This window comes from Bradyrhizobium sp. WSM2793, from assembly GCF_000379585.1.
GTDB lineage: Bacteria > Pseudomonadota > Alphaproteobacteria > Rhizobiales > Xanthobacteraceae > Bradyrhizobium.
The window spans coordinates 46,806-73,509 of the sequence record NZ_KB902851.1 but is presented as its reverse complement, the minus strand read 5'-3'; the positions used below and the strand labels follow the sequence as shown (position 1 = coordinate 73,509).

The following is a 26,704-nucleotide window of genomic DNA, read 5'->3' as shown; positions in this document are numbered from 1 at the left end:
GCTTCGGCTTACAGGATAATCGAAAGCTGATCCGGGGCTTTGCGACCGTTGAATTCGATCTGGTCAGCGAAGTGCTCAACGCCATCGATTTCCGCGAACAGGGTCAACTGTCCCGGATCATCAATAGTCAGGTGGACATAGAAATCGGGTGCGTTAGACGAGAACGTTGGCCGACCATATGCATCGACCGAAAAGACTGGCTTGAACGGGGCATTGTTCAAATAGGTCGCCAGCATCTCGGCAGTGTCGAGCGAGCCCTGAGAAGGTGGAAGCGCGTCCGCGCCATCCCAGCCCTCTTTTACGGCTCTGAACTCGGAGATCGAGGTGAGGACAGACTTTAGCCAAGGAGTGTAATGAGAAATGAATAGAACGCGGTCGCTCTTCTCCGCAGAGCCAGTTAGCCGGGCGATGTGATTCCCGATCTCGCAAACCGGCATATGAATGTCAGCACCGGAGCGAGTCACGGTGACCTGTTCGCGTTCAGCCTCAAGCGGCTTGCGCTGATAGGTTACATCGACATCAAGGGCGAGCATTTTGGGAAGTCCGAGAGAAAAGGCCGATGCGATTCGACATTTCGTCCGTGATTATATGGCCAAGTATTTCCTTCAACGCAAGATGCTGCGCTTCAAGGCGTTCAATTACAAAGCGCTCGTTGAGGGCTTGTTCCGGGGTCTCCCCATAGGCGGGAACGTTCGCTTGGTCGGTCAGGCTGGAATAAATGCCGATGCTTGGACGCGGCACTATATCGGGGCTCGTGGTCATTTCCACGACGTCTATGTTCACATTGACCAGTCGGCGATAGGCTTCGATGGCCTCAAACCAGCCGACGTGGGAATGCCACTCTCTAGGGCGGCTTAGCAGGCCGGAGGCATAGTCCGATTTTTTGAGGAGCCTAGTCGCGTCGAAGTTGGTCCAATCTCCGGACCAATAGAAACGGTCCCAATATTCAAGTTTCACGGCGCTGACGGAGACGGTCTCCAGCGCCTTCGAAAGGTAAGGCAATACAATCTGTTCAAAGCCGCCAATAAATGGCTGCCATCGGACATAGCTCGTGCTTGTCCAATTGAACCCAGCGGGGCTTATCGTGAGATGCTCGCTTTGTGTAGACGAGACAAAGACTTGCGGCATGTCCGGTGACGGCGCGAGCGTCTTGAACTGACCATCAGGGCCGACTTCCACCCCAAATGAACTTACCGCCTGCCTCCTAAACCCACGAGTTTCAAGGTCTTTCGCGGCAGCCTCGATCAACCGGACGAACGCCTTTTCCGGCAGAGCGGGCTTCAGACCAACAGCCGCAGAGCACCGTTCAATTGCGTGCTGCGACAACACCGGGGCGAAATGCGGATCAGGCGACATGGCGGAGACCGTGCAATCGCAATGAAAACCCCGATACTTTCATCGATCAATGATGAAGGCGGCGTTAACCATACAGGCAAGCCCGCCGATTTGCGATCAGAGCAAGAGCCCATCCAGATAGAAATGGCAATACACGGTTCGTCCAGCGGTAAGGCCGAAGTTAACGGCATACTTTGGCTGGCAGCTTTCAAGGCTCCCGAGGCTCAGTCGGTAACTGCACTGTGTAACAAGCTTATGGGCCAATTGAATTTTACCAATGAAACCAATATAGTATCGACAGGCCTATGCAATCCTTTCCTGGGCACCATTTTGCGGAATTCGGACGCAAATTAAGACGGCTCCCGATCCGCGAAGATAGCGGAGCGGCGATTGCTGCATCGCCGTCGCGACGGTCCCCTGGTACGCCAGTTCGTCCCGTTTCCCCTCACACCACCCTTTTCCCCGTCCGCTCCGCCACCGCCTTCTGCACAAAATACATCGCGACCAGCGAGACGATCGAGGTTGCGACGACGACGTAGCCGATCCGGTCGAAATGGAGCAGCGCGCCATCTGGTCCTTCCGCGATGATCGCGCCCGCGAGCACCGAGCCGAGGCCGCCGGAGAGCTGTTGCAGCGAGGCGCTGACCGCGCTGAACGAGCCGCGCTGGTCGGGATCCGGGATTGCGGACATCAGGGCCTGCGACGGGATCATGCGCGAGAAGATGCCGACGAACATCAGCACATTGACGAGGATCGCGGTCACCAGCGTGACGTGGCCGAGATGGGTGTAGATCAGCACCATGATGACGGACACCACGCTGCCGAACACGAAGGTCGGGTATTTGCCGAACGCATCGCTTGCCCTTCCGACCAGCGGCCCCGTGACGATGCTGAACAGGCCTGAGACGAGATAGATCGTCGGCAGATGCGTGATGTCGATGCCGAGATTGTGCACGGTGAAGGCGCTGGAGAACGGCATCAGCATGTAGCCGCCGGTCGCCAGCAGCGTCGTGACGAAGAAGGCCAGCGTGTAGCGCGGCTGCCCGACGGTCGAGATCAGATGGTGGAACGGGTTCTTGTCCTGCTTCCGCTTCAGATGCGCGTCGACCGGCTCCATGGCGAAGGCGATGATGGCGATCGCCGCGATCGACACCACGACGATCGCAATGAAGCAGACGTGCCAGCTCCAGTGATTGGCGAGAAACAGGCCGGCGGGAATGCCGAGCACCTGGCTTGCTGCAAACGCGGTCTGGATGAAGCCCATCACGCGGCCGCGCAGATGCAGCGCGAACAAATCGGTGACGATGGCGAGCACCACCGAGCCGATCACGCCGCCGAACAATCCGGTCACGATCCGGCCGAGCAGCAGCACATGATAATTCGGCGCGATCGCGCAGAGCAGGGTCCCGAGCGTGAAGCCGACATAGAAGAACAGCAGCAGGCGCTTGCGATCGAAGCGATCGGCAAAGCCGGCGGCCAGCACCCCCGAAATGCCCGCGCTGAACGCGTAGGCCGACACCGCGACGCCGAATTGGCCGGCCGTGATGTCGAGCGCGGGCATCAGGATGGCGCCGAGCGGCGACATGATGATGAAGTCGAGGATGATGGTGAACTGCGTGAACGCGAGCAGCGCGATGAGCAGGGACTGGTAGCGCGAGAAGCCGCGCTGGCGTCCTGATGGATCGTCGATCGGCGCGGCGAGCGTCTGTTCGGTCATGGATCTCGATTCGAGGGTCGCGGGGAGAGAAACTGGGAGATGGGGTGGGCCCGCACGATTTCCACGGGCCGCGCGCCACAGGCTCCGCCGAAACGGGCAGTTCGTGCGCCGTTGTGGGTTCCATGCAACAGCCCTGTTCTCGCGGCTCCCGGCAGCCCCGATTAAGCCGCCTTTAGCGAATGCTCCCCTAGTGTCCTGACCGTCCATTTCCCTGCTCCCCGGCGCTGAGCCGGTCAGTTTGCGGCAAGTCAGAGCGTATTCGGATGGAGCAGCCTGCCCGGCAGTATGATCCTGGCGTGCCCGAGCCGTTGGTCACGGCGGCGGCCACGCGGACGCTCGTCATCGATCTCGAAGGCGGCCTGCTGCGATCTGAGCTGCTGATGGAGGCGCTGTTCTCCAGCCCCGGCCGCATGCTCGCCCGCTTTGGCGCTGGCGGACGCCCGGGCATGGCGGCGCTCACGGATATCCTGGGGCGCGCCGAGATCGACTACGCCCATCTGCCCTACGAGCCCGACGTGCTGAACCGGGCGCTCGCAGCGCGGGCGCGGGGCGCGAAGATCTATCTGGTGGCCGGCCGCTTCGCCCGCCACGCCGCCGCCATTGCCGCGCATCTCGGCTTTGACGGCGTCGTTGCGCCGGCTGATCTGGCTGCGGGAGAAAACCTGCCGTTCGATCGCGGCGCCATCGAGCGCATCGAAAATCCCGGCAGCCGCAACGCCAGCCTCAGGACCAGCCTCAGGATCTGGGCCAAGGCGCTGCGCGTCTATCAATACGCCAAGAACACGCTGGTGTTCGTGCCTGTCATCACCGCGCATCAGTTGAATTTTGCCAGCTTCGGCTCCGCGCTTCTGGCGTTCCTGGCGTTCTCGGCCTGCGCGTCCGGCGCCTATCTGATGAATGATCTGCTGGATCTCGCCGCCGACCGGCAGCATCCGACCAAGCGCCATCGCGCGCTGGCGGCCGGAGATCTGCCGATCTCGTCCGCGCTATCAGCGATCCCTGCGTTGTGGCTGTTCGCGGTCGTGGCCGGCCTCTGCATTTCGCCGCTGTTTCTCGGCGTGCTCGGCGCCTATCTCGTCACCACGATTGCCTATTCGCTCGCGCTCAAGCGCAAGATGCTGGTCGACATCGTCACGCTCGCCGGTCTCTACACGCTTCGCATCGTCGCCGGCGCGGTCGGCGTCGGCGTGGTGCTGTCGGAATGGCTGCTGATCTTCTCGCTGTTCGTGTTCACCTCGCTGGCGCTGATCAAGCGCTTCAGCGAGCTCAGCATGCGCGAGAGCGCCGGCCTTGCCGATCCCTCCAACCGCGACTATCGCATCACCGACCTGCAAATCATCGCCGCGATGGCGGCGGCGAGCGCGATGAACGCGGTGACCGTGTTCTCGCTCTACGTCTCCTCGACCGCGGTGACGCCGCTGTACAGCCGTCCCTGGCTGCTGTGGCTGCTCAATCCGCTGCTGCTCTACTGGTTCGGCCGCGCCCTGATGATGGCGCATCGCCGCGAGATGCCCGATGACCCGATTCTGTACGCCTTCCGCGACCGCCCCAGCCGCATTGCGGTTGCTGCGATGATCTGCATCATGCTGGCGGCGATCTGAGCGAAGCCCGTGCTTGCGCGGCCCGCCGGCAATGGCTACATCGCGGGCAATCCGAATTAGCTATTGTGCCGACGCACCGATTAGACCCGAGGTTTTGAACGCCATGACCGTACGCCTGCATCGCGGCGACCTGCCCGACCTGTCCCGCTACACCGGAGCGGTTGCGATCGACACCGAGACCATGGGGCTGAATCCGCACCGCGACCGGCTCTGCGTGGTGCAGCTCTCGCCCGGCGACGGCAGCGCCGACGTGGTCCAGATACCCAAGGGCCACACCGACGCGCCGAACCTGAAGGCGCTGCTGGCCAATCCCGCCATCACCAAGATCTTCCACTTCGCGCGGTTCGACGTCGCGGTGCTGTACCAGACCTTCGGCGTCATGACTGGCCCGATTTATTGCACCAAGATTGCCTCGCGCCTGACCCGCACCTACACCGATCGCCACGGCTTGAAAGACCTCGTGCGCGAGGTGCTCAATGTCGATCTCTCCAAGCAGCAGCAATCCAGCGATTGGGGTTCCGACAGCCTGACCGAGCCGCAGCTCGCTTATGCCGCCTCGGACGTGCTGCACCTGCATGCCTTGCGCGAACGGTTGGATGCCATGCTGGTGCGGGAGGGCCGCACCGCGCTGGCCAAAGCCTGTTTCGACTTCCTGCCGACCCGCGCCCTGCTCGACCTTCAGGGCTGGGCGGAGGAGGACATTTTCGCGCATTCCTGAGCCTTCGACCGCCGGTTAGACTTCGGGCTGCGCCCCGTTTCGGACACTTTCGTGCGGCCTGTCCGAGCCTGATATGTCCAAGGCTGATATGTACAAGGCTGCATATTGCGGCGCTGACGGGTACAATGGAGCGGCCTGCAACCCGGCCTGGCGAGCGGCACCTCAGGAGCTCAGGTGAATTCGGCCCACAATCCCACCTACGACGCCGCGCTTGCGGCGAAGTTTGCCAGCGCGGCGCGCCACAGCCGTCTGGTGCGGATTCTGCGCCTCGCGGTGCCGGCTGCAGTGCTGTTGTCGATGGCCGCCATCGTCGGCGTCTCGGTCTTCAATCCGTTCCGCATGCTGATGCCGAAGCTGCCGCTCGATTCTGGAAACCTGGTGGTGTCGGGCACCAAGATCACGATGGAATCGCCGCATCTGGCGGGCTACACGCCGGACCAGCGGCCCTACGAGCTCTGGGCCAAGACCGCGACGCAGGACATCACCGATCCCGATCATGTCGATCTCTCCGACCTGCGCGCGAAAGTGCTGATGGAGGATCAATCGACCCTGTTCCTCGATGCCCGCACCGGCCGCTTCGACAACAAGCAGCAGCAGCTCGATCTGCACAAGGATATCTTCCTGCGCACCTCGACCGGCTACGAGGCGCGACTGAACTCGGCCTTCGTCGACATGGGCAAGGGCACGGTCTCCTCGGACGAGCGTGTCGACGTCAAGCTGACCAACGGCACGCTGTCCGCGGACAAGCTGCGCATTACGGAAGGCGGCGACGTCATCCGTTTCGAGGGCAATGTGGTGATGCATCTGGACAAGCTGGATGACCCCGCCGCCGCTCAGCCTGCGCCAGCCGAGCCGGCGCCGGCGGCGCCGCCGGCCAAGTCAAAGAACAAGTCTGCCAATTCAAAGTGATTTCATGATCAGGTCTTTTTCGCGCAACCACACGCGCAATGCCATCGTCAGTGCAGCTGCGCTCGCCGCCACTGTCGTGCTTGCTGCAACCGGCGCCGCTTTTGCGCAGAGCACGATGCAAGGCGTGCCGAACGCGATGCAGGGCTTCTCGCAGAACCGCGATCAGCCGATCCAGATCGAGGCGGCCTCGCTCGAGATGCGCGACAAGAAGAAGGAGGCGACCTTCGCCGGCAATGTGAAGGTCATCCAGGGCGACACCACCATGACCTCGAAGACGCTGGTGGTGTTCTACGAGTCGGGCGGCGACAAGCCCGCCACGCCGCAGCCTGCGGCCAAGGCGACCAAGGGCGCGCCGATGCAGTCGGCGCAGCCGGGCCCCGGCGGCAGTTCCTCGATCAAACGGCTGGAGGCGCGCGGCAATGTCGTGGTCACCCAGAAGGACCAGGTGGTGACCGGCGAGACCGCCGTGTTCGACACCAGGACCAATCTCATCACCATGCTGGGCGGTGGCGGCCAGGTCGTCCTGACGCAGTGCAAGAACGTGCTGCGCGGCGACCGTTTGATGGTCGACATGACGACGGGCGTGTCGCGGGTGGAATCCGACAACGGCCGGGTTCAGGCCCTGCTGCCGCAGGGCGGCGGCAATGATTGCGGTTCGGGTAAGCCCGGCGGGGCGCCGCCTTTGCAATTGCCCGGCGGAACTAAATCGAAATGAATTCAACGACTTGGATCGGTTGCTCCCGAACCGAGGTTGAAGCTTGGCCGGTGAGACTGTATCTAGCGCGCAGGGCTTTCGAAGCGGGGTCCGCCGCTTTTCGGGCGTGTTTCACTGGGCATGAGACATCCCTTCACTCATGCTGCATCGGCCAGTCGAACGGCCGGTGCGGCAGATCGCGCGAATTCGCGCAGGATCGTCGCGAAAGGCTTAGAAGGCGGGGATGGTCGATCTCTTCAGCATGTTCCGTCGGCGCCCCGCCAAGCGCGGCCGGCCAGGATTTGCGCGTCAGGACATCACCGCGCTTGGTGACGGCGTCGGCGGGCTCGTGACGAGCCCGATCCGGGACGCGCCGATGGCCCGCGACCAGGCGATCCATGCGCCCGATCAGTTCCAGGGTGACTATCAAGGCGACTATCAAGCCGAGGCACCGCGTCAGCCGGCAGTTCACCCCGTCAGGGCCGCCGCCAAGCCGAATGGCGGCGGCGGGCCCCAGCTCCTGAAGCGGCCGGGCTTCTTGGCTGTGCATAGCGTGGAAAAGGCGTTCGGCAGCCGCCAGGTGGTGCGCGGCGTCAGCATCTATGTGCGCCGCGGCGAAGCCGTCGGCCTGCTCGGTCCGAACGGCGCCGGCAAGACCACCGTGTTCTACATGATCACCGGCCTGATCAAGGCCGACCGCGGCGCCATCGAGCTCGACGGCCACGACGTCACCAAGCTCCCGATGTATCAGCGCGCGCGGCTCGGCATCGGCTATTTGCCGCAGGAAGCCTCGATCTTCCGCGGCCTCACCGTCGAGCAGAACATCCGCGCCGTGCTCGAAGTGGTGGAGCCCTCGCGCAAGAAGCGCGAGCAGCAGCTCGATTCGCTGCTCGACGAATTCAACATCACGCGGCTCAGGAAATCGCCGTCAATCGCTCTGTCGGGCGGCGAGCGCCGCCGCGTCGAGATCGCGCGCGCGCTGGCGACGCGGCCGAATTACATGCTGCTCGACGAGCCCTTCGCCGGCATCGACCCGATCGCGGTCGGCGACATCCAGGACCTCGTCCGCCATCTCACCAATCGCGGCATCGGCGTCCTCATCACCGACCACAATGTCCGCGAGACGCTCGGCCTCACCGACCGCGCCTACATCGTCTATGCCGGCGAAATCTTGACCGAGGGGAGCCCGGATGAGATCGTCGCCGATCCGGACGTGCGCCGCCTTTACCTTGGCGAGGAATTCCGCCTCTAGCCCGTTTTTGCGTTCGTCAAGACGTGTACATCGGGCCTGGACTAGGATAAGCAAAAATCGGACCAATTTTTGGGAACGGTTCTTGCTTCATGGCGCTCACGCAGAGATTAGAGTTCCGGCAATCGCAGTCGCTGGTCATGACGCCGCAGTTGATGCAGGCGATCAAGCTGCTGCAATTGTCCAATCTCGATCTCACGACCTTCGTGGAAGAGGAGCTCGAGCGTAACCCCCTGCTGGAACGGGCCAATGACGAGGCCCCCGCGGGCGAGGCCCCGGCCGAGGCCGGCCAGTACAGCGATGGCGAGGAGTCCGGCGGCCAAGGCGACGGCCAGGGCGATGACGGCTTTGGCGGCGGCGACGCCTTCGAGCCGGGCCAGGAAGAATGGATGAGCAAGGATCTCGGCACCCGCGCCGAGATCGAGCAGACCCTCGACACGGGCCTCGACAACGTCTTCTCCGAGGAACCGGCCGAGGCCGCGGCGCGCAACGCCCAGGACGCCGCGCCGACGACCTATACGGAATGGGGCGGCGGCGCCTCCGGCGACGAGGACTACAATCTCGAGGCCTTTGTCGCGGCCGAGTTGACGCTCTCGGACCATCTCGCCGAGCAGCTCTCGGTGGCCTTCACCGCACCTGCCCAGCGCATGATCGGCCAGTATTTGATCGACCTCGTCGACGAAGCCGGCTATCTGCCGGGCGATCTCGGCCAGGCCGCCGAGCGCCTTGGCGCGACGCAAGCCGACGTCGAGGGCGTCCTTGCCGTGCTGCAAAAATTCGATCCGCCCGGCGTCTGTGCGCGCAATTTGAGCGAATGCCTGGCGATCCAGCTCCGCGAGCTCGACCGCTACGACCCCGCGATGCAGGCTCTGGTCGAGCATCTCGATCTCCTGGCCAAGCGCGACATCGTGGCCCTGCGCAAGATCTGCGGCGTCGATGACGAGGACATCGCCGACATGATCGGCGAGATCCGCCGTCTCAATCCCAAGCCCGGCATGAAGTTCGGCTCGGCGCGTCTGCAGACCATGGTGCCCGACGTCTATGTCCGCCCGGGTCCCGACGGCGGCTGGCATGTCGAGCTCAACAGCGACACCTTGCCGCGCGTGCTGGTCAACCAGACCTACTATTCCGAGCTGTCGAAGAAGATCGGCAAGGACGGCGACAAGTCCTATTTCACCGACGCGCTGCAGAACGCGACCTGGCTGGTGCGCGCGCTCGACCAGCGCGCCCGTACCATCCTGAAAGTTGCAACCGAGATCGTGCGCCAGCAGGACGGCTTCTTCACCCACGGCGTGGCGCATTTGCGGCCGCTCAATCTGAAGGCCGTGGCCGACGCCATCCAGATGCATGAATCCACGGTGTCGCGTGTCACCGCCAACAAGTACATGGCGACCAATCGCGGCACTTTCGAGCTGAAATATTTCTTCACGGCCTCGATCGCCTCGGCCGACGGCGGCGAGGCGCATTCCGCCGAAGCCGTCCGCCACCACATCAAGCAGCTGATCGATTCGGAGGAGCCCGCGGCGATCCTGTCGGACGACACCATCGTGGAACGCTTGCGCGCCTCGGGCATTGATATTGCCCGCCGCACGGTCGCGAAGTACCGCGAAGCCATGCGCATTCCTTCCTCGGTGCAACGTCGCCGCGACAAGCAGAGCGCTCTTGGTAACGTCCTCACCACCGCCTTGTCCGATCGCTCCCGCAACACCGAACCGGCCTGATTGCGCTGGCGCGAAATCGCGCTACTCTCGACCCCCCGTCGAGACGGATCCAAGCACACGCATGATCCGGAAAAGTGTCCAGCGGTTTTCCTTCCCGACAAACGCCGAAGGCGTTTGCGGGGAGAGCATGCGCAGGAAATCTTCCAGAGGTGCGATGACGTGGCATCGCACCGCGAGCACGTGAACCAAGCGAGGCATCACATGACTCTCAGAATCTCGGGAAAGAGCATCAGCGTCGGCGAGGCCCTGCGTGGCCGCGTTTCCGACCGCACCGACGAGGTGCTGCGCAAATATTTCGACGGCAATTATTCCGGCCACATCACGCTCAGCAAGGACGGCTTCGGCTTCCGCACCGATTGCGCCCTGCATCTCGATTCCGGAATCACGCTGGAGGCCGATTCGAACGCGCCGGATGCCTATGCCAGCGCCGACCAGGCGCTGCTGATGATCGAGAAGCGGCTGCGCCGCTACAAGAACCGGCTCAAGGACCGCTCCGCCCGCAAGGCCCATGTCGCCTCCGAAGCAATGGCTGCGCTCGATGCCACCAGCTACGTGCTCGAGGCGCCGGAGGGTGAGGACGAGGTCACCGGCTACAGCCCCGTCATCATCGCCGAGGCCACCACTTCGCTGAAGCCGCTGTCGGTCAGCGAGGCCGTCATGGAACTCGACCTGAGCGGGGCTCCCTGCCTGGTCTTCCAGCATGGCTCCAGCGGCCGGGTGAACATCATTTACCGCCGGGCCGACGGCAATGTGGGCTGGATCGACCCGCCCGGAGCCAAAACGGATGCCGGCGCGGATGGCAAGGGGAACAGCGCGGCCGGGGGATAGGCAAAAGCCCGGCCCCGTACCATCCGCAGGCCTTAACAATGACCGGGGCAAAGCCGCACGCGGGAGTTGGCACCGGGATTGCGTTGGAGTAGAAGCGCCCCACATCAGGACTTAACGGGATTTGGGCTAAGTCCTCCTCCTGCTTGACCTTCTTGACGCCGGCCCGGCGTGGTTTCTCTCCAAGCCGGCCAATTCGGAACCTGACGGTTTAATTCACCTCGGAAACCCTCCATGCCGATTACCGATCTGGTCGCACCCGAGGCGATTCTCCCGGCATTGAAGGTCAACAGCAAGAAGCAGGCCCTGCAGGAGCTCGCGGCCAAGGCCGCCGAGCTGACCGGGCAGAACGAGCGCTCCGTGTTCGAGGTGCTGCTGCAGCGGGAGAAGCTCGGCACCACCGCGGTCGGCTATGGCGTTGCCATTCCGCACGGCAAGCTGCCCAAGCTCGAAAAGATTTTTGGCCTGTTCGCACGTCTCGACCGTCCGATCGATTTCGAGGCGATGGACGGCCAGCCGGTCGATCTCGTCTTCCTGCTGCTCGCCCCCGAAGGCGCCGGCGCCGATCACCTCAAGGCCCTCGCCCGCATCGCCCGCTTGTTGCGCGACCAGGACATCGCCAAGAAACTGCGCGCTTCGCGCGATGCCCAGGCGATTTACTCTGTGCTGGCACTGCCGCCGGCAACGGCGGCGTAACTTCGCCGTCAAAGGCCGGATCGACTCTGGCCTCCTGGATCGCCCGGCATTGCCGGCGTCGCGCCCTGACCAAGGGGATCTGCGGGTAGACGCTCCGAAAATTTTCCCGCTTGAGACGCACGGCATATTGGGCGGCGCCAAAATCCGCTAACAGTCGTTCGAAGCTGTGGACTGAGCGGACGTGATTTGGAATGGAAATGCGTCGTTGCGCATTGGCGCGGCGGGGGGAGAACGGCGCGGGGAACCGGGCCTCGGCCGGCGGATGCCCGGCCTATCGTCCAAAAGCTACCCGCCTGGCAAGACGCCCAGGCGATCCCCTCGGTGCCGGTGTTGGAGCCGGCGACAAACCGCCAATCATCGATATCGTTGGGTTCAGGCTGCGCTTTTGCTCGAACTGATGTCCGGGCCAATCGAGGCCCGCTCGCGGCGCAAGTCCCGGGAATGTCGACCGCGCGAAGGCGGTCGCGACGCGCGGTAGGGGACATCGGCCGTGCTTCAGGAAGGTCAGCTCAGGGCCAGCCCACGAATCGCTCCGGATTCCGAGGCATACGAGAGCGCGATCTGGAAAGCGCGCAGCGTCGGTGTGGAGAAGCTTGCCAGAAACGTGATCCGCGGTTCGATCACCGTCAACGTGGTCGCGTCGATGGGGGTCTTCCAACCCGCGCTGCTTCCCGCAGAGTGGAGCAATCTGCAACAGGCCGTTGCGCTCGTGATGTGGATCATCCTGATCTACGCCAGTGTCTTCGTGCGTCCACGCGTACGCGTGCAGCCGAATCCCGATCTCATCGCGCTGGTGGCATTCTATTCCCTCGCTGCCATTTCCGTTCTCTGGACCAGTCTCGCCGTTGCGGCGATCATGAAGAGCGCGGCTCTTGTGGTGACGACCTTCGGTGCGTACTGCCTCATTACCCGTATCGACGTGAACGAGATCGTCGGATCGACGGCACTCGGGTTCTTCATTCTGGTCGCCGCCTCGGCCTTGTGTGCCGTCTTCGTGCCCGAGATCGGCGTCGACCAGAGCTGGATGCACAATGGCCAGTGGCAAGGAATCTACGAATCGAAGCAGACGCTCGGCTTCATCAGCGCATATCTGATGTTCTTTGCCTGCTATCAGAAGATGACCGGGCACGGATGGATCGCTTTTCTCGCGACGTTTCTCCTGGCGTCGACGTGCGTCATTGCCTCGGAATCCCGTGGTGCCGGCGCCGTTGCCGTTGCCGCGTGTGGGCTGCTCGTCACCTCGATGTGGTCGATCCGCTGCATGAGAGTCTATGCGGTGCTGCCATTCATCATGTGCATTCTGGCCGCGCTGCTGTTCCTGTATTTCTATCTGACGGGGTACGATTCCTTTCATCTCGGCGGCGAATCGACCATCGACTTGACCGAGCGGACTTTCATTTGGCAGTACGCCATCAGCCATTTCAACGACGCGCCCCTGCTGGGCTTTGGCATCAACGGATTCTGGACGCGCCCCGCGATTTACGACTATTTCAACCAGAACCATGGCTGGGTGCTCGACAATTATCATAGCGGTTACATCGCGGTGGCGATTGAAACGGGGTTTCTGGGATATTTGCTGTTTGGCGCGAGCGTCTATCTGTTTTCGGAAAAGGTCCTGTACTTGATCGCCACCCGGTCGATCGATCGTTCGCATTGCGCTCTCATCATCGGATTCGTCGTCCTGAGCTTTCAATCGAACTTCACGGAGACGATGTTTCTCCGCTCGACGATGTTCACGTCGGTGCTTCTCGTCGCGTTCTTCTTCGCGGTGTGCAGGCCGGTGCCGCAGCAATCCCTGCTGCCATGATGGAGAAAGCGGCATGAATGCCATCTGCGCCCGCCGGTCGGTGACCTTCCGTCTCACCTTGGCGATCGCCATGCTCGCGATCTGCTCTCAGGCCGACGCAGCCAAGCAGGGCACCGCGCGCACCCCCGGAGAATTGGGGCGCGGCATCAACATCCTCGGCTACGACGGCATCTGGGAGGGAGGTCGGAACGCGCCATTTCGTCTGGACAACCTCGCCGCCATCAGACGCGCCGGGTTCTCGCACGTTCGCATCAATTTCTTCGGCTTCAAGTTCATGGACCCGGGGAATTCGCTGAACGAGATCGTCTTGAGGCGGCTCGATGCCGTCATCGAGGAGGTGCTCGCCCGAAATCTCATCCCCGTCCTGGACGAGCACGACACCCATGTCTGTCAGCGCGCCGTCTCCGAGTGTGCCGAGAAGCTGAAAGCATTCTGGACGCAAATCGCCGCGCGTTATGCCGGAAAATATCCGACCCTCGTCTTCGAGGTGCTCAATGAGCCGGGCGGACAGATGACGTCCGCCGCCTGGAACGTCCTTTTGAACGAGTGTCTCGGCATCATCCGCGCCACCAACCCCCGGCGGACTTTGATCGCTGCGGTTCTCAACGTCGATGAGATGCCCATCGAGGACCTGGTGCTGCCGTCAGATGACCGAAACCTCATCGTCACGTTTCACTATTACGCACCGCTCCGTTTCACCCATCAGGGCGCACCGTGGTCGCCGACATTCTCGCAGATAGGCCCGCTCGATTGGGGCACGGCGGAGGACGAGCAGAAGGCGCGCACCGATTTCGAGAAGGTCAGGTCCTGGTCCGAACGGGAAAAGCGCCCGATCTTTCTCGGCGAGTTCGGTGTGTACGAGGCCGCACCAGCCGAAGCACGGACGAGATACCTGTCGTTCGTGGCACGAAACGCGGAGCGCCTCGGCTGGGCCTGGGCCTACTGGCAGTTCGACCACGATTTCGCGGCCTTCGACAGCGCGCGTCAAACCTGGAAGCCGGACATCCTGCGGGCGTTGATCCCGGCGGCGCGTTGAAGCGAGAAAGTTCCGCAATCCGAGTTCGGCAAGCCGAATCTGCGAACCTCGCTGCGCAAGGCGGACCTCGAGCGGTCGGATTATTTCCGCCGCCGCTTTGCCCTGAGCCAGGTAGTTACACGACGCAAAACGGGCACGCTCTCGCGTGAAGGCGCCCCACGATCGCGTAAGACCAAGCGATCGACTCGTGCTGCCGCGGCTGCTCGCGAGATCGGCAACAACGACGGCTTGCGCTATGTCATAGAGAGTACTTCGAGCGTCACTGGTGGCCGCATGAGCGTCGCTTTGCCGCGACGATGAAACCTGTGTGTCCACGGATCAAACACTGGGACGCGCGCCTCGACGAATTCGTCGACATCCCGTGTAACCACGATCAGGTCCTGTAAAGCGGCGATGGCCGCGATGAACAAATCCGGTTGTCCGAACGTGTGGGGGCGCTTGCGCCCCTCGGCGACCATCGTTCTCCACCGAACGATCACCTCCTCTGTGATGCCAAGAACTCGCCCCACGAACAATGGCCGAAGCGTGTTATCCAGCCACGATTGAAGATCCGCACGCCTGGCGGGGTCGGTGAGTTGCTCGATGCCGTAGACGATTTCGGCAAATGTGACCTCCGTGACATAGAGGTCGTCGCCGCTTTGGTCGGCAACAAAATTCGCGACGTCAGGATTGGGTTTAGGCCTGCGTAGTTCCGAAACCAGGTTGGTATCGAGCAGCCATCCCCTCAAAGCTCGACATCCCGAACCTTGGACTTGATCGTCAGGCGTTCGAACTCCAGGTCGCGTAACGGAGACCTGGCAAGGGCGACAACGATATCGCGACCGCTTGCGGGCCGCTGAAGGCGGTCAAATTCCTCTGCTGCGACAATAACTGCGGCATCCTTCCCGTGCAGCGTCACGCGCTGTGGTCCGGAGCGATGGGCCTCTCTGACAATCTGGCTCAGGTGCGTTTTCGCATCCTGAAGGCTCCATCGCCTCGATTGAAGGCCCTTCTTCGAAGAGAGACGCTTTGCCGCCATGTGCTTCTTTCTGGTCGGATCAACCAGATTTTAGAGTATCCGAATTCATCGTCAAAATAAAACGGGCACGCCTTCCTGCGAAGGCGTGCCCGTTGAAACTCTGTTCGTGCGACGTGCGCTCAGTGCACGCTGACGGCTTGCAGCTCGTTGCTCCAGGCGTTCGCGATCGCGGCTTCGCGGCTGTCGGTCAGCATGATCGGCGTGCCGTCGGCAGCGTGGAGCGCGAAGAGTTTTAAGCCCGGCGCGATTTTCGGCGCTTCGGGAAACAGGCCCGGCACGTCCTCGGAGCGGATCTGCTTCACATAGGCGATATGGCCTTCGCCAAGGGTTGCCAGGGTCTCGGGTGAGACGTTCTTGGCTTCATATTCGAACGCAACGTGACCTTCACTCATGGTCTCGACTCCTCTGGAACACTAAGCGGTCGAGTCCGCTACTCGTTCCATTATTCGTGCTCATTGATAGCGATTGTCTTAACGATCCTCTCCGGTTCAGGCCGGGCCAGATCGATCGACAACAACCCGTTCTTCAGATCCGCACCCAGCACCAGCATCCCCTCCGCCAGCACGAAGGTGCGCTGGAAGTGGCGCGCGGCGATGCCGCGATGGATGTATTGCCGGGACTTGTCGTCCTGCTGCCGCCCGCGGATCACGAGCTGGTTTTCCTCAATGGTTACATCGAGTTGGTCGCGCGTAAATCCGGCGACCGCCAGCGTGATACGCAACCGCTCGGGCTGGCCGTCCGCGCCGCCACACCTCTCGATATTGTAGGGAGGGTAGCCGTCGGCGCCTTTGACGACGCGATCGAGCACGCGCTCAATCTCGTCGAAGCCCAGAAGGAACGGACTGGATAACGTGGGAACACGAGACATAGTTTACAAAGTCCTCGCAGAAGCGACTTTGGTGCATCAGGGCCCGTAGAGGCGCCCCTTGATCAGCAATATGGGCATGTTCCCGTGCTGGTTCAAGCAGGTAGCCGGGGAGCTGTGGATTGGCCATCTCCAGCCGTCATGACTGAGACGAGCCCGGGCATGACGAATTCAGCTGGCGATTTATCTCAACAAAAACAGACCCCCTTCTACTGTGCATGGGGTTGTTTTTGCGTTTTGTGGTTTCCGGCCCCTCGGAACGGATCAGGCCTCCAGCCGCGTCCGCCCGTCGCCGCTGAACAAATGCAGCTTCGTCCGCACCGCCGCCACCCGGATTTTCGCGCCGATGGCGGGGGCCTCGGTTCCGGGAATGCGGACGATGATCTCGCCGGGCGGCAGCTCGCCCGGCGTGGCGGCGACACGCTGCTCTTCCTGCTCGCGCGAGCCGTAGACGAAGGTTTCGGCGCCGACGCGCTCGATCGCTTCCACGGTCAGCGGCAAAGCGACGCCGCCAGCCGGTGTCTGGTCGGTGATGACGAAGTCTTCCGGGCGGATGCCGAGAATGCCGGCGTCAGAGGCGCTGCCGCCGAGCTGTGATCTGATCTCCTCGGGGCGCGTCGACATCAAATTCATCGGCGGCGCCCCGATGAAGGAGGCGACGAAGGTGGTCGCCGGCTTCTCGTAGATCGCGAGGGGATTGCCGACCTGCTCGACCTGGCCGCCATTCATCACGACGAGAATGTCGGCGAGTGTCATGGCTTCGAGCTGGTCGTGGGTGACGTAGATCGACGTGGTGTTGAGCCGGCGCTGCAATTTGCGGATTTCGACCCGCATCGCGATGCGCAGTTTCGCATCGAGGTTCGATAGCGGCTCGTCGAATAGAAAAACCTTCGGCTGGCGTACGATGGCGCGGCCCATGGCGACGCGCTGACGCTGGCCACCGGAGAGCTGGCGCGGCTTGCGCTCCAGCATCGGTGACAGCTCGAGCACGCGCGCGGCTTCCTCGACCCGGGACTTGATCTCGGCCTCCGCCATGCCGCGGTTGCGCAGGCCGTAGGCCATGTTGTTGAAGACGCTCATATGCGGATAGAGCGCGTAGTTCTGGAACACCATCGCTATGTCGCGATCGGCGGGCTCGACCTGGTTGACCACGCGGCCGCCGATGTCGATCTCGCCGCCGGTGACGGTCTCGAGGCCCGCCACCATGCGCAGCAAGGTGGACTTGCCGCAGCCGGAGGGGCCGACCAGCACGCAGAACTGTCCGTCGCCGACATCGACGTTGACGCCCTTGATGGCCTCGAAGCCGCCGAGATAGGTCTTGCGGACGTTGCGCAGGGTGACGTTAGCCATGGATTGCACCGGCGAGTAGCGAGTAGGGAATGGCGAATGGGGATTGGTTGACACGCAAGGCTGACGCAGCGACCCCATTCGCTACTCGCCATTCACCATTCGCCATCTTCACTTTTCCGTCTCGACCAGGCCGCGCACGAACAATTTCTGCATGGCGACGACGACGAACACCGGCGGCAGCATGGCCAGCATGGCGGTCGCCATCACGATCGGCCATTCGGTCAGCGCGTCGGTGGTGGTGATCATCTTGCGGATGCCGACCTGGATGGTCTGCATGTCGTCGCGGGTGGTGATGAGCAGCGGCCAGAGATATTGATTCCAGCCGAGGATGAACAGGATCACGAACAGCGCCGCCATGTTGGTGCGCGACAGCGGCAGCAGCGTATCCCAGAAGAAGCGCAAGGGACCCGCGCCGTCGATGCGCGAGGCCTCGAGCAATTCGTCCGGCACCGTCATGAAGAACTGGCGGAACAGCAGCGTCGCGGTGGCCGAGGCGATCAGCGGCAGCGCGAGGCCCGCATAGCTGTCGAGCATGTGCAGATCGGCGACGATCTTGTAGGTCGGATAGATGCGGACCTCGACCGGCAGCATCAGGGTGATGAAGATGATCCAGAAGATCGGCATCCGGAACGGAAAGCGGAAATACACGATCGCATAGGCCGAGATGATCGAGATCGCGATCTTGCCGACGGCGATCAGCAGCGCCATCACCAGCGAGTTCAGCATCATGTTGCCGACAGGCTCGCGGGTCGAGCCGCTCGTGCCGACGAAGATGGTTTGATAATAGGTCTCGAAGAAATGACCGCCCGGCAGCAGCGACATTTGCCCGTTCGCGATCAGCGCGTTGTCCTGGGTCGAGGCGACGAACGCGATGTAGACCGGGAAGGCGACGATCGTGATCCCGATCCAGAGAATGATGTGCGCGACGTAGCGCCGAAAGCCCTCTTCCTCGACCATCAGTAGGTCACCTTGCGTTCGACGAAGCGGAACTGGATGCCCGTCAGCACGATGACCATGACCATCAGGATCACCGATTGCGCCGCGGAGCTGCCGAGATTGCCGCCGAGCAGGCCGTCGGAATAGACCTTGTAGACCAGCGTCTCGGTCGACTTGCCGGGACCGCCGCGGGTCATGGTGTCGATGATGCCGAACGTGTCGAAGAAGGCGTAGACGATGTTGACGACCAGCAGGAAGAAGATGGTCGGCGACAGCAGCGGGAAGGTCACGGTCCAGAACCGGCGCATCGGGCGCGCACCGTCGATCGCGGCGGCTTCGAGCACGCTTCTTGGGATGCTCTGCAGGCCGGCGAGGAAGAACAGGAAATTGTAGGAGATCTGCTTCCAGGCGGCGGCGAGGATGATCAGCGTTGCCGCCTGGTCACCATCGAGCAGCGGATTCCAGTCGATCCCGAGCGCGCGCAGGTAGCGCGCGATAACGCCCAGCGAGGGATGCAGCATGAAGATCCAGAGCACGCCGACGACCGGCGGCGCCACCGCATAGGGCCAGATCAAGAGGGTGCGGTAGAGCATCGAGCCGCGCAGGGGCTTGTCCGCCATGACGGCGAGCAGCAGCGCAAAGGACAACGACGAGACCGCGATGGCGAACGAGAAGAAGAAGGTGCGGAGGATCGCCTCGAAATAGGCGGGCTCCCTGAACAGATCGAGATAGTTCTCGAACCAGACGAAGCTCGTCGACAGGCCGAAGGCGTCCTGGAGCAGGAAGGACTGGATCACCGCCTGCAGGGCCGGCCAGTAGAAGAATAGCAGGACGATCGCGAGCTGCGGCGCAACCAGCACGTAAGGCAATAGCTTGGATTGGAAAATGGCTTGCTTTTGCATGGTGTCCGCCGAAAGCGGCAGGCCGGGGGACCGGCCTGCCGCTCATCGCCTCACTTGACGGCGGTCTTTTCGAACTGCCGCAGCATCGTGTTGCCGCGCTCGACGGCGGCATCCAGCGCCTGCTTGGCGGTCTTCTTGCCGGCCAGCGCCTGCTCGATCTCTTCCGACCAGACGTCACGCAGCTGGACCATGTTGCCGAGGCGCAGACCGCGCGAGTTCTCGGTCGGCTCCTTGTTGGTCAGCTCGAGCAGCGGGGTCTCGAGATAGGGCTGGTCCTTGTAGAAGCCCTCGGCCTTGGCCTTCTCATAGGCCGCCTTGGTGATCGGCAGATAGCCCGAGGCCTTGTGGATGTAGACCTGACGATCGGTGTCCGAGAGGAAGGTCAGGAATTTTGCGACGCCCTTGTATTCATCGGCCGGCTTGCCGCCCATGACCCAGAGCGAAGCGCCGCCGATGATCGAGTTCTGCGGCGCGCCCTTTGCCTCGGGATAATACGGCATCGGCACAGCGGTGAAGTTGAACTTGGCCTGGGCCTTGACGTTGCCGAAGAAGGCCGACGAGGTCAGGTAGATCGGGCATTCGCCCGAGGTGAAGCGGCCTTCGCCGGTGTTGGTGCGGCCGGCATAGTCGTAGACCTTGGTCTTCTGGAGCTCGACGAGGTTTTCGAGATGCTTGACCTGGAGCGGCCCGTTGAACTCGAGCTTGGTGTCGAAGCCGTCGAGGCCGTTGGCCTTGCTGGCGAGCGGCACGTTGTGCCAGGCGGAGAGCTGCTCGAGATTGACCCAGGTGACCCAGGAGCCGGAGAAGCCGCAGGTGTCATGACCGGCAGCCTTCAGCTTCTTGGCGGCCTCGAACGTTTCGGGCCAGGTCTTCGGGATCGCGACATTGGCCTTCTTCAGCTCGTCGAGATTGACCCACATCACGGTCGACGACGAGTTGAAGGGGAACGACAGCATCTCGCCCTTCGAGGTCGAGTAGTAGCCGGTGATGGCGGGCAGATAGATCTTGGGATCGAACTTCTCGCCGGCCTCGGCCATCAGCTTGTAGACGGGCTTCACGGCGCCGGTCGCAGCCATCATGGTGGCGGTGCCGACCTCGAACACCTGCATGATGTGCGGCGCGTTGCCGGCACGGAATGCCGCGATACCCGCGTTCATGGTGTCGGCGTAATTGCCCTTGTAGGTCGGAACGACCTTGAAGTCGCTCTGCGACGCGTTGAAGTCGTTGGCGAGCTTGACGATGACGTCGTTGTTGGCGCCGGTCATCGCGTGCCACCACTGGATTTCCGTCACGGCCAGCGCCGGCGAGGCCGTCATGCCAACCGTGAGTGCAAATGCGGCAGCCGCCCCAAAGTGTCGAAGAGCCATCAAGTAAACCTCCCTTGGCCGTCAAAAGAAGCGCTTGCGCTAGCAGCGCCATATGACGTTCACATGACTGTGTAAGCGGCCGAAACGAAAGCGGCAAGCGCTGGAAAAGGGAAGCCGGCAAATAGGCGAAGACGGCATGGGCGGCCGCATGGGTTCGCGGTGCACCTGCGTGGTCGCGCCGCAGTGCGGCATTGATGTGAGGCAGGCGATCAGGCTGCGGGCTCGAAAACCTCTCCCGCTTGCGGGAGAGGTCGCGCCGAAGGCGCGGGTGAGGGTTCTATCCTCTAGGGGATTGTCCCGTTGCGGAGGCACCCACCGCAAGCGGGAGAGCCACCTAGCGCTTGCGCTCGGGACCGCAGACGGTGCCCTTCTCGACCATCGCGTCGATCTCGGCCTTGGAGTAGCCGAACTCGCCCAGCACCTCCTGGGAGTGCTGGCTGAATTTCGGCGGCAGCCGGCGCAGGCTCGGCTTGCTGCGGTCGAGCCGGATCGGCGAGGCCACGCCCTTGTACCAGTCCTTCTCGATAATATCGCCGCGCGCGATCGTGTGCGCATTCGTCAGCGCCTGGTCGATCTTCTGCACGGGCCCTGCGGGCAGGCCCGCGGCGAGCAGGCGATTGCACAGCGGCTCGGCCTCGTGCTGGCTGAACACGGCGGCAAGCTCTGCGCGCAGCGCCTCGCGGTTGGCGATGCGGTCCTTGTTGCGGGCAAAGCGCGAATCGGTGCCGAGCTCGGGCTTGCCGATCTCCTTGGCGAGCTTGCGGAAGGTGCCGTCATTGCCGACGCCGATGAAGATGTTGTCGGTCTTGGTCGGGAAGATCGCGTAAGGCACGAGGTTCGGATGCTCGTTGCCGGTGAGCGACGGCGGCTTTCCATGCATGAAATAATTCGCGGTGTGCGGATGCATGATGGCAAGGCCGGTCTCGTACAGCGTCGTCTCCAGGAACTGCCCCTTGCCCGAGCGCTGCCGCTCCGACAGTGCCATCAGGATGCCAATCGCGGCATAAAGTCCGGTGGTGATGTCGACCAAGGGCACGCCGATCCGCATCGGTCCGCTCTCGGGCGAGCCGGTCGCGGCGATCATGCCGGTCATGGCCTGGATGATGGCGTCATAGCCGGGATTGCCGCCGCGCGGGCCGTCGGCGCCGAAGCCGCAGATCCGGCAATGCACGAGGCGCGGAAATTTCTTGCTGAGCACGTCGTTGCCGATGCCCCATTTCTCCAGGGTGCCCGGCTTGAAATTCTCGATCAGGACGTCGGCCGTCTCCAGCATCTTGAGCAGCACGGCACGGCCGCCCTCGGAGGCGAGGTCGAGGCCGATCGAGCGCTTGTTGCGGTTGATGCCGACGAAATAGGCCGCGTCCTCCTCGTGGAAGGGAGGGCCCCATTCACGCACCTCGTCGCCCGCGGGCGGCTCGACCTTGATCACGTCGGCGCCGTGATCGGCGAGGATCTGGGTGCAGTAGGGACCGCCGAGCACGCGCGTGAGATCGATGACGCGCAATCCGCTCATTGCGCCCAATGCGGCTTCAGAACTGGCGGCTTCAGAACTCATGCCTTCGCTTCCCCTGTGTCGATATTTGGTCACAGGCCTAGCGAGGTTCGCACAAGCCAGCAATGGCCTGTTGCGTAGGGGCGTATGCACTGCCGGCCGCATGCCGCGGCATGGCAAATCAGGATTGGCAGATCAGCGGAAGCGGCCGGCCCGAGGGGGATCCCGGGCCAGCCATTCCGCACCGCCGATCAGACGACCGTCAGGCGAACGTCGACATTGCCGCGCGTGGCATTGGAGTACGGGCACACCTGGTGCGCCTTCTCGACCAGCGCCTCGGCTTCCGCGCGGGCGAGGCCCGGCAGCGAGACGGCGAGATCGATGTCGAGACCGAAGCCGCCCTCGGAGCGCGGGCCGATGCCGACGGTCGAGGTGACGGAGGCATCGGCCGGAACCTTCGGCCCGCCCTGCGACGACACGAACTTCATCGCGCCGATGAAGCAGGCGGCATAGCCGGCCGCAAACAGCTGCTCGGGATTGTTGCCGGCGCCGCCGCCGCCGCCGAGCTCCTTCGGCGTGGTGAGCTTGACGTCGAGCGCGCCGTCGAGGGTAGCAGCATGGCCATCACGACCGCCGGTGGCCTTGGCGCTGGTCTTGTAAAGGACGTTCACGGACATTGTCGTCTCCTCGGGTCTTCCGGTTGGGGTGCGCTCTGTATCGCAAACAATTTGATTGTGCGCAATTGAAATTAGCATGGCTCACATTTAATTGTTCGCAATTGAATATGCCGCCCGCCGGCCCCAGAATGGAAGGAAATCCCGTGAGATTCTCCATGCCCCGGAAGCTATCGACCCTCGATCCGCAACGCCTCGACAACCAGATCTGCTTCGCGGTCTATTCGGCCGCGCACGCCTTCAACCGCGTCTACAAGCCGCTGCTGGATCGGCTCGGCCTGACCTATCCGCAATATCTGGTGATGCTGGTGCTGTGGGAGCGCGACGACGTGCCGGTCAAGGACATCGGCGAGCGGCTGTTCCTGGATTCGGGCACGCTGACGCCGCTGCTCAAGCGGCTCGAGGCCGCCCATCTCGTCAAGCGCACCCGCTCGAGCGAAGACGAGCGTCAGGTCCTGATCGCGCTGACGGCGCAGGGCCATGCGCTGAAGGAAAAAGCCCGCAGCGTGCCGCAGTCGATCCTGGCGGCGTCGGACTGCTCGGTGTCGGAACTGGTCACGATGAAGGACGAGATCGTCGCGCTACGGGACCGGCTGAATGCGGTGATCGGGGAGTAGGGGGTTCGGCGATCAGAAATGCTTCTTTGCGAAAGCGCGTCCTGAGCCAGATTTCAGATATCGCTCGAACGCAACAGCGCGTGCAGCGTCGTCGAAGGCGAAATAGGTCCTAATTCGCCAAGGTCCAAATTTGGAGGTGTGCGGTACTTCGCCTGCGTTGTGCTTCGCCAAGCGTGCCCGCAAATCATCCGTGATGCCGACATAGAAGTGCTCGGAATCGAGACTTTCGAGGATATAGACGTATTTCATTCTGCTTCCTCCCCGGAGGGTAGGATAGCAGCTTCAAGGCACGTTTAGCGTGTTGCTTCGATGCAGCGTGGATATCAGCTTGAGCCCGCCGACGCCCTTCGGGCTATGGCGGGGCAGCCTTCGCTCACTTCGCTACGAGAGACTTCCCCAGGCTTGCCTAGCCGAAGCTGGCGAAGCCAGCGAAGGCTGGTGGAGCCAGGCGGGATCGAACCGCCGACCTCTTGCATGCCATGCAAGCGCTCTCCCAGCTGAGCTATGGCCCCTTTAGTCCTTGCGGGGATCCTGGTGGATCACCCGCACCGGCGAGTCCTGGTGACTCGCGCGGTGCACCCTTTTTCACAGATCAGGGCTGATCTCAAGTCTCTTCATCACCTCCGACATCACCAATGATGTCGGTCACGTCCTCATCGCCCTCTTCTTCGTCGGCGATGAAGGTCGAATCATCGTCATCGTCGTCATCGAGGGTCTCATCGACCTCGATATCGTCCTCGGATTCGGGCACGGCGGCCTTGACCTTGCCGGTGTTCTCCTCGGCGTCGGCCTCCTCGAGCGAGACCTCCTCGACTTCTGCCGGCTCCGGCGTGGCGTCCGCCGTCGCTGCGTGCCGGGCTTCGGCGCCGCGGGGCATGCGCGCGGGCGCGACCGGGGCGATCGGCACGACTTCGCCGGTATAGGGCGAGATCACCGGATTCTTGTTGAGGTCATAGAACTTCTTGCCCGTGGTCGGGCAAATACGTTTGGTTCCGAGTTCGGACTTGGCCACGGCAGGAATCCTGGGAATGTCTGAAAAGCGGTGTTTCACTTGGCTAGTTGGCGGCCCGCTGTCAATAGCGCATTACGGGAGAACGACATGCCCGTGACGGGGCGCTGACCATGTGGTACCTGCGCCCAGCCCCCTTGAGGGCGCATCCAAGGACACAATCGTGACCCATTCCGACCAAACGAGGCCGCTCCAGGCACGCGCCAGCGGGCCCCTGACCGGGAAAGTACGGGTGCCGGGGGACAAATCGATCTCCCACCGTGCCCTCATCCTCGGTGCGCTCGCGGTCGGCGAGACCAGGATTTCGGGCCTGCTGGAGGGCGAGGACGTCCTCAACACCGCCAAATCGATGCAGGCACTGGGCGCCACCGTGGAGCGGACCGGCGATTTTGCCTGGAAGGTGCAGGGCGTCGGCGTCGCGGGCTTCGCCCAGCCCAAGGCTCCACTGGATTTCGGGAACTCAGGCACCGGCTGCCGGCTGGTGATGGGCGCCGTCGCCGGCTGCCCGATCTCGGCTGTTTTCGACGGCGACGCCTCGCTGCGCAGCCGCCCGATGCGCCGGATCCTCGATCCCCTGGAAAAGATGGGCGCCAAGGTCATCTCCGGCGGTGAAGGCGGCCGTCTGCCCCTGACCCTCCAGGGCGCGCGCGATCCACTGCCGATCACCTACAAGACCCCCGTCGCCTCGGCCCAGATCAAATCGGCGGTGCTGCTGGCGGGCCTCGCCGCCCCCGGCACCACGACGGTCATTGAGACCGAGGCCAGCCGCGACCACACCGAATTGATGCTGAAGCATTTTGGTGCCGACATCGCCTCGGCACAGGAGGGCGTGCACGGCCGCCGTATCACGCTCAAAGGCCAGCCCGAGCTGCACGGCGCCAATGTGGTGGTGCCGGCTGATCCCTCCTCGGCGGCTTTCCCGGTGGTCGCAGCGCTGATCGTCGAGGGCTCCGACGTCGTCCTGTCCGACGTCATGACCAATCCGCTGCGCACCGGCCTGTTCACCACACTGCGCGAAATGGGCGCCTCGATCGAGGAGAGCGAAGTTCGCGGGGACGCCGGCGAGCCGATGGCGAAGCTGCGCGTGCGCGCCTCGAAGCTGCGCGGCGTCGTGGTGCCGCCGGAGCGCGCGCCCTCGATGATCGATGAATATCTCGTGCTGGCGGTGGCAGCCGCCTTCGCCGAGGGCACGACGATCATGCGCGGCCTGCAGGAGCTGCGCGTCAAGGAATCGGATCGCCTTGAGGCCACGGCTGCCATGCTCCGCGTCAATGGCGTGAAGGTCGAGGTCTCCGGCGATGATCTGATCGTCGAAGGCCGCGGTCACGTCCCCGGTGGCGGCACTGTCGCGACCCACATGGACCATCGCATCGCGATGTCCGCCCTGGTGATGGGCTGCGCCTCCGATCAGCCGGTGACCGTGGACGACACCGCCTTCATCGCCACCAGTTTCCCGGACTTCATTCCGATGATGCGTTCGCTAGGGGCCGAGTTTTCATGATCATCGCCATCGACGGACCCGCGGCCTCGGGCAAGGGGACGCTCGGCAAGCGTCTCGCCCACCATTACGGCTACCGTCATCTCGATACCGGCGTGATCTATCGCGCGGTGGCCTATGCCCTGATGCAGTCCGGTCACGATCTCCGGGACGAGGCGGCTGCGGTCGCCGCGGCGCTGGAACTCGATCCCGAGAAGTTCGGCAATCCGGCCCTGAAGACCCAGAAGGCCGGAGAGGGCGCCTCCATCGTCTCGGCGATCCCGAGGGTTCGCGAGGTCCTGGTCAATTTTCAGCGGCAATTCGCCGCCGATCCACCTGGAGCGGTGCTGGACGGCCGGGACATTGGAACCGTGATCTGCCCGCATGCCGACGTGAAGATTTTCGTCGTCGCCGACCCAAAAGTCCGGGCCCGCCGCCGGACCATGGAGGCCAAGGCGAGGGGCGAGGAGGCCGACGAGGCCGCCGTGCTGGCCGACATCATCCAGCGCGACGAACGCGACAAGAACCGGCCGATTGCCCCCCTGAAACCGGCCGCCGATGCTTACTTGCTAGATAACTCCCAACTGGATATAGAAGGCGGCGTCCGGGCCGCCATCGACATTATCGAGGCCGTCCGAGCGGGCCGGTCGCGGGGTTAAGCCGCCGCCGTCATTGGAGGAAGTGCCCGC

28 protein-coding genes and 1 tRNA gene are annotated in these 26,704 nt (G+C 63.1%); 13 read left to right on the top strand and 16 right to left on the bottom strand.

Going from position 1 to position 26,704, the window contains the following annotated elements:
• Positions 1-8: 8 nt before the first annotated feature.
• The 3 genes from A3AS_RS0142320 to A3AS_RS0142310 form a co-directional block, all read right to left on the bottom strand.
• Positions 9-533, bottom strand: coding sequence for a hypothetical protein (locus A3AS_RS0142320; protein WP_018323456.1), 525 nt, complete (start codon positions 531-533; stop codon positions 9-11).
• Positions 520-1,356 (bottom strand): TIGR04255 family protein, encoded by an 837-nt coding sequence (locus A3AS_RS0142315; RefSeq protein ID WP_018323455.1) that lies wholly within the window; start codon positions 1,354-1,356, stop codon positions 520-522. The genes A3AS_RS0142320 and A3AS_RS0142315 overlap by 14 nt, the downstream gene beginning before the upstream one ends.
• 424 nt (positions 1,357-1,780) lie before the next feature.
• Entirely contained in the window at positions 1,781-3,052 is a 1,272-nt protein-coding gene (locus A3AS_RS0142310; RefSeq protein ID WP_018323454.1) for an MFS transporter, read from the bottom strand.
• A gap of 296 nt (positions 3,053-3,348) precedes the next feature.
• Between A3AS_RS0142310 and A3AS_RS0142305 the strand changes: the two genes are divergently transcribed.
• The 10 genes from A3AS_RS0142305 to A3AS_RS0142260 all read left to right on the top strand — a co-directional run bounded on the left by A3AS_RS0142305 (position 3,349) and on the right by A3AS_RS0142260 (position 14,308).
• Positions 3,349-4,653: a UbiA family prenyltransferase gene (locus A3AS_RS0142305; RefSeq protein ID WP_063707658.1), complete on the top strand. Its 1,305-nt coding sequence runs from the start codon at positions 3,349-3,351 to the stop codon at positions 4,651-4,653.
• A 103-nt stretch (positions 4,654-4,756) separates the two neighbouring features.
• Entirely contained in the window at positions 4,757-5,371 is a 615-nt protein-coding gene (locus tag A3AS_RS0142300; RefSeq protein WP_018323452.1) for a ribonuclease D, read from the top strand.
• A gap of 174 nt (positions 5,372-5,545) precedes the next feature.
• On the top strand, positions 5,546-6,280 hold the full coding sequence (gene lptC, locus A3AS_RS0142295) for an LPS export ABC transporter periplasmic protein LptC (protein ID WP_018323451.1): 735 nt from the start codon (positions 5,546-5,548) through the stop codon (positions 6,278-6,280).
• A gap of 4 nt (positions 6,281-6,284) precedes the next feature.
• On the top strand, positions 6,285-6,995 hold the full coding sequence (locus A3AS_RS0142290) for an LptA/OstA family protein (RefSeq protein WP_018323450.1): 711 nt from the start codon (positions 6,285-6,287) through the stop codon (positions 6,993-6,995).
• 223 nt (positions 6,996-7,218) lie between these two features.
• Positions 7,219-8,226, top strand: a complete 1,008-nt coding sequence (lptB, locus tag A3AS_RS0142285; protein WP_018323449.1) for an LPS export ABC transporter ATP-binding protein — start codon at positions 7,219-7,221, stop codon at positions 8,224-8,226.
• A gap of 89 nt (positions 8,227-8,315) precedes the next feature.
• Positions 8,316-9,944 carry an RNA polymerase factor sigma-54 gene (gene rpoN, locus A3AS_RS0142280; protein WP_018323448.1) on the top strand — a complete coding sequence of 543 codons (1,629 nt, stop codon included), beginning with the start codon at positions 8,316-8,318 and terminating at the stop codon, positions 9,942-9,944.
• A 201-nt stretch (positions 9,945-10,145) separates the two neighbouring features.
• The gene (gene hpf / locus A3AS_RS0142275; RefSeq protein WP_018323447.1) at positions 10,146-10,772 is read left to right on the top strand and encodes a ribosome hibernation-promoting factor, HPF/YfiA family; all 627 of its coding nucleotides are present in this window, start codon (positions 10,146-10,148) and stop codon (positions 10,770-10,772) included.
• 231 nt (positions 10,773-11,003) lie between these two features.
• Positions 11,004-11,465 carry a PTS IIA-like nitrogen regulatory protein PtsN gene (gene ptsN, locus A3AS_RS0142270; RefSeq protein WP_008141251.1) on the top strand — a complete coding sequence of 154 codons (462 nt, stop codon included), beginning with the start codon at positions 11,004-11,006 and terminating at the stop codon, positions 11,463-11,465.
• Positions 11,466-11,955: 490 nt separating this feature from the next.
• A complete protein-coding gene (locus A3AS_RS0142265; protein ID WP_018323446.1) occupies positions 11,956-13,272 on the top strand; it encodes an O-antigen ligase in 1,317 nt (438 codons plus the stop codon).
• Positions 13,273-13,285: 13 nt separating this feature from the next.
• Complete coding sequence (locus A3AS_RS0142260; RefSeq protein WP_018323445.1) at positions 13,286-14,308, top strand: glycoside hydrolase family 5 protein; 1,023 nt, start codon at positions 13,286-13,288, stop codon at positions 14,306-14,308.
• 233 nt (positions 14,309-14,541) lie between these two features.
• Here A3AS_RS0142260 and A3AS_RS0142255 read toward each other — a convergent pair whose 3' ends face one another.
• From A3AS_RS0142255 to A3AS_RS0142210, 10 genes are all read right to left on the bottom strand, one after another.
• Positions 14,542-15,036 carry a type II toxin-antitoxin system VapC family toxin gene (locus A3AS_RS0142255; RefSeq protein WP_018323444.1) on the bottom strand — a complete coding sequence of 165 codons (495 nt, stop codon included), beginning with the start codon at positions 15,034-15,036 and terminating at the stop codon, positions 14,542-14,544.
• Positions 15,033-15,326, bottom strand: a complete 294-nt coding sequence (locus A3AS_RS0142250) for a type II toxin-antitoxin system Phd/YefM family antitoxin (RefSeq protein WP_018323443.1) — start codon at positions 15,324-15,326, stop codon at positions 15,033-15,035. Before A3AS_RS0142250 ends, A3AS_RS0142255 begins: the two co-directional genes overlap by 4 nt.
• Positions 15,327-15,445: 119 nt before the next feature.
• Entirely contained in the window at positions 15,446-15,718 is a 273-nt protein-coding gene (locus A3AS_RS0142245) for a DUF1150 domain-containing protein (RefSeq protein ID WP_007598581.1), read from the bottom strand.
• 50 nt (positions 15,719-15,768) lie between these two features.
• The gene (locus A3AS_RS0142240) at positions 15,769-16,194 is read right to left on the bottom strand and encodes an Hsp20 family protein (protein WP_018323442.1); all 426 of its coding nucleotides are present in this window, start codon (positions 16,192-16,194) and stop codon (positions 15,769-15,771) included.
• Positions 16,195-16,455: 261 nt separating this feature from the next.
• Positions 16,456-17,541, bottom strand: a complete 1,086-nt coding sequence (locus tag A3AS_RS0142235) for a sn-glycerol-3-phosphate import ATP-binding protein UgpC (RefSeq protein WP_018323441.1) — start codon at positions 17,539-17,541, stop codon at positions 16,456-16,458.
• Between the two features lie 108 nt (positions 17,542-17,649).
• A complete protein-coding gene (gene ugpE / locus A3AS_RS0142230; protein ID WP_018323440.1) occupies positions 17,650-18,498 on the bottom strand; it encodes a sn-glycerol-3-phosphate ABC transporter permease UgpE in 849 nt (282 codons plus the stop codon).
• The gene (gene ugpA, locus A3AS_RS0142225) at positions 18,498-19,379 is read right to left on the bottom strand and encodes a sn-glycerol-3-phosphate ABC transporter permease UgpA (RefSeq protein WP_018323439.1); all 882 of its coding nucleotides are present in this window, start codon (positions 19,377-19,379) and stop codon (positions 18,498-18,500) included. The genes ugpE and ugpA overlap by 1 nt, the downstream gene beginning before the upstream one ends.
• Positions 19,380-19,429: 50 nt before the next feature.
• Positions 19,430-20,746 (bottom strand): sn-glycerol-3-phosphate ABC transporter substrate-binding protein UgpB, encoded by a 1,317-nt coding sequence (gene ugpB, locus A3AS_RS0142220; protein WP_018323438.1) that lies wholly within the window; start codon positions 20,744-20,746, stop codon positions 19,430-19,432.
• A 334-nt stretch (positions 20,747-21,080) separates the two neighbouring features.
• On the bottom strand, positions 21,081-22,301 hold the full coding sequence (locus tag A3AS_RS0142215; RefSeq protein ID WP_018323437.1) for a CaiB/BaiF CoA-transferase family protein: 1,221 nt from the start codon (positions 22,299-22,301) through the stop codon (positions 21,081-21,083).
• A gap of 188 nt (positions 22,302-22,489) precedes the next feature.
• Positions 22,490-22,915 carry an organic hydroperoxide resistance protein gene (locus A3AS_RS0142210; protein WP_018323436.1) on the bottom strand — a complete coding sequence of 142 codons (426 nt, stop codon included), beginning with the start codon at positions 22,913-22,915 and terminating at the stop codon, positions 22,490-22,492.
• Between the two features lie 155 nt (positions 22,916-23,070).
• On the opposite strand from A3AS_RS0142210, the gene A3AS_RS0142205 reads away from it, so the two are divergent.
• Positions 23,071-23,529, top strand: coding sequence for a MarR family winged helix-turn-helix transcriptional regulator (locus A3AS_RS0142205; protein WP_026202929.1), 459 nt, complete (start codon positions 23,071-23,073; stop codon positions 23,527-23,529).
• A gap of 12 nt (positions 23,530-23,541) precedes the next feature.
• Here A3AS_RS0142205 and A3AS_RS0142200 read toward each other — a convergent pair whose 3' ends face one another.
• The 3 genes from A3AS_RS0142200 to A3AS_RS0142190 all read right to left on the bottom strand — a co-directional run bounded on the left by A3AS_RS0142200 (position 23,542) and on the right by A3AS_RS0142190 (position 24,541).
• Positions 23,542-23,778 (bottom strand): GIY-YIG nuclease family protein, encoded by a 237-nt coding sequence (locus A3AS_RS0142200; RefSeq protein ID WP_018323434.1) that lies wholly within the window; start codon positions 23,776-23,778, stop codon positions 23,542-23,544.
• Positions 23,779-23,965: 187 nt separating this feature from the next.
• Positions 23,966-24,041: transfer RNA gene (locus A3AS_RS0142195), tRNA-Ala, on the bottom strand.
• Positions 24,042-24,133: 92 nt separating this feature from the next.
• Complete coding sequence (locus tag A3AS_RS0142190; RefSeq protein ID WP_018323433.1) at positions 24,134-24,541, bottom strand: TIGR02300 family protein; 408 nt, start codon at positions 24,539-24,541, stop codon at positions 24,134-24,136.
• Positions 24,542-24,701: 160 nt separating this feature from the next.
• On the opposite strand from A3AS_RS0142190, the gene aroA reads away from it, so the two are divergent.
• Complete coding sequence (gene aroA, locus A3AS_RS0142185) at positions 24,702-26,039, top strand: 3-phosphoshikimate 1-carboxyvinyltransferase (RefSeq protein WP_018323432.1); 1,338 nt, start codon at positions 24,702-24,704, stop codon at positions 26,037-26,039.
• A complete protein-coding gene (gene cmk, locus A3AS_RS0142180) occupies positions 26,036-26,674 on the top strand; it encodes a (d)CMP kinase (RefSeq protein WP_018323431.1) in 639 nt (212 codons plus the stop codon). The genes aroA and cmk overlap by 4 nt, the downstream gene beginning before the upstream one ends.
• Positions 26,675-26,704 lie beyond the last annotated feature (30 nt).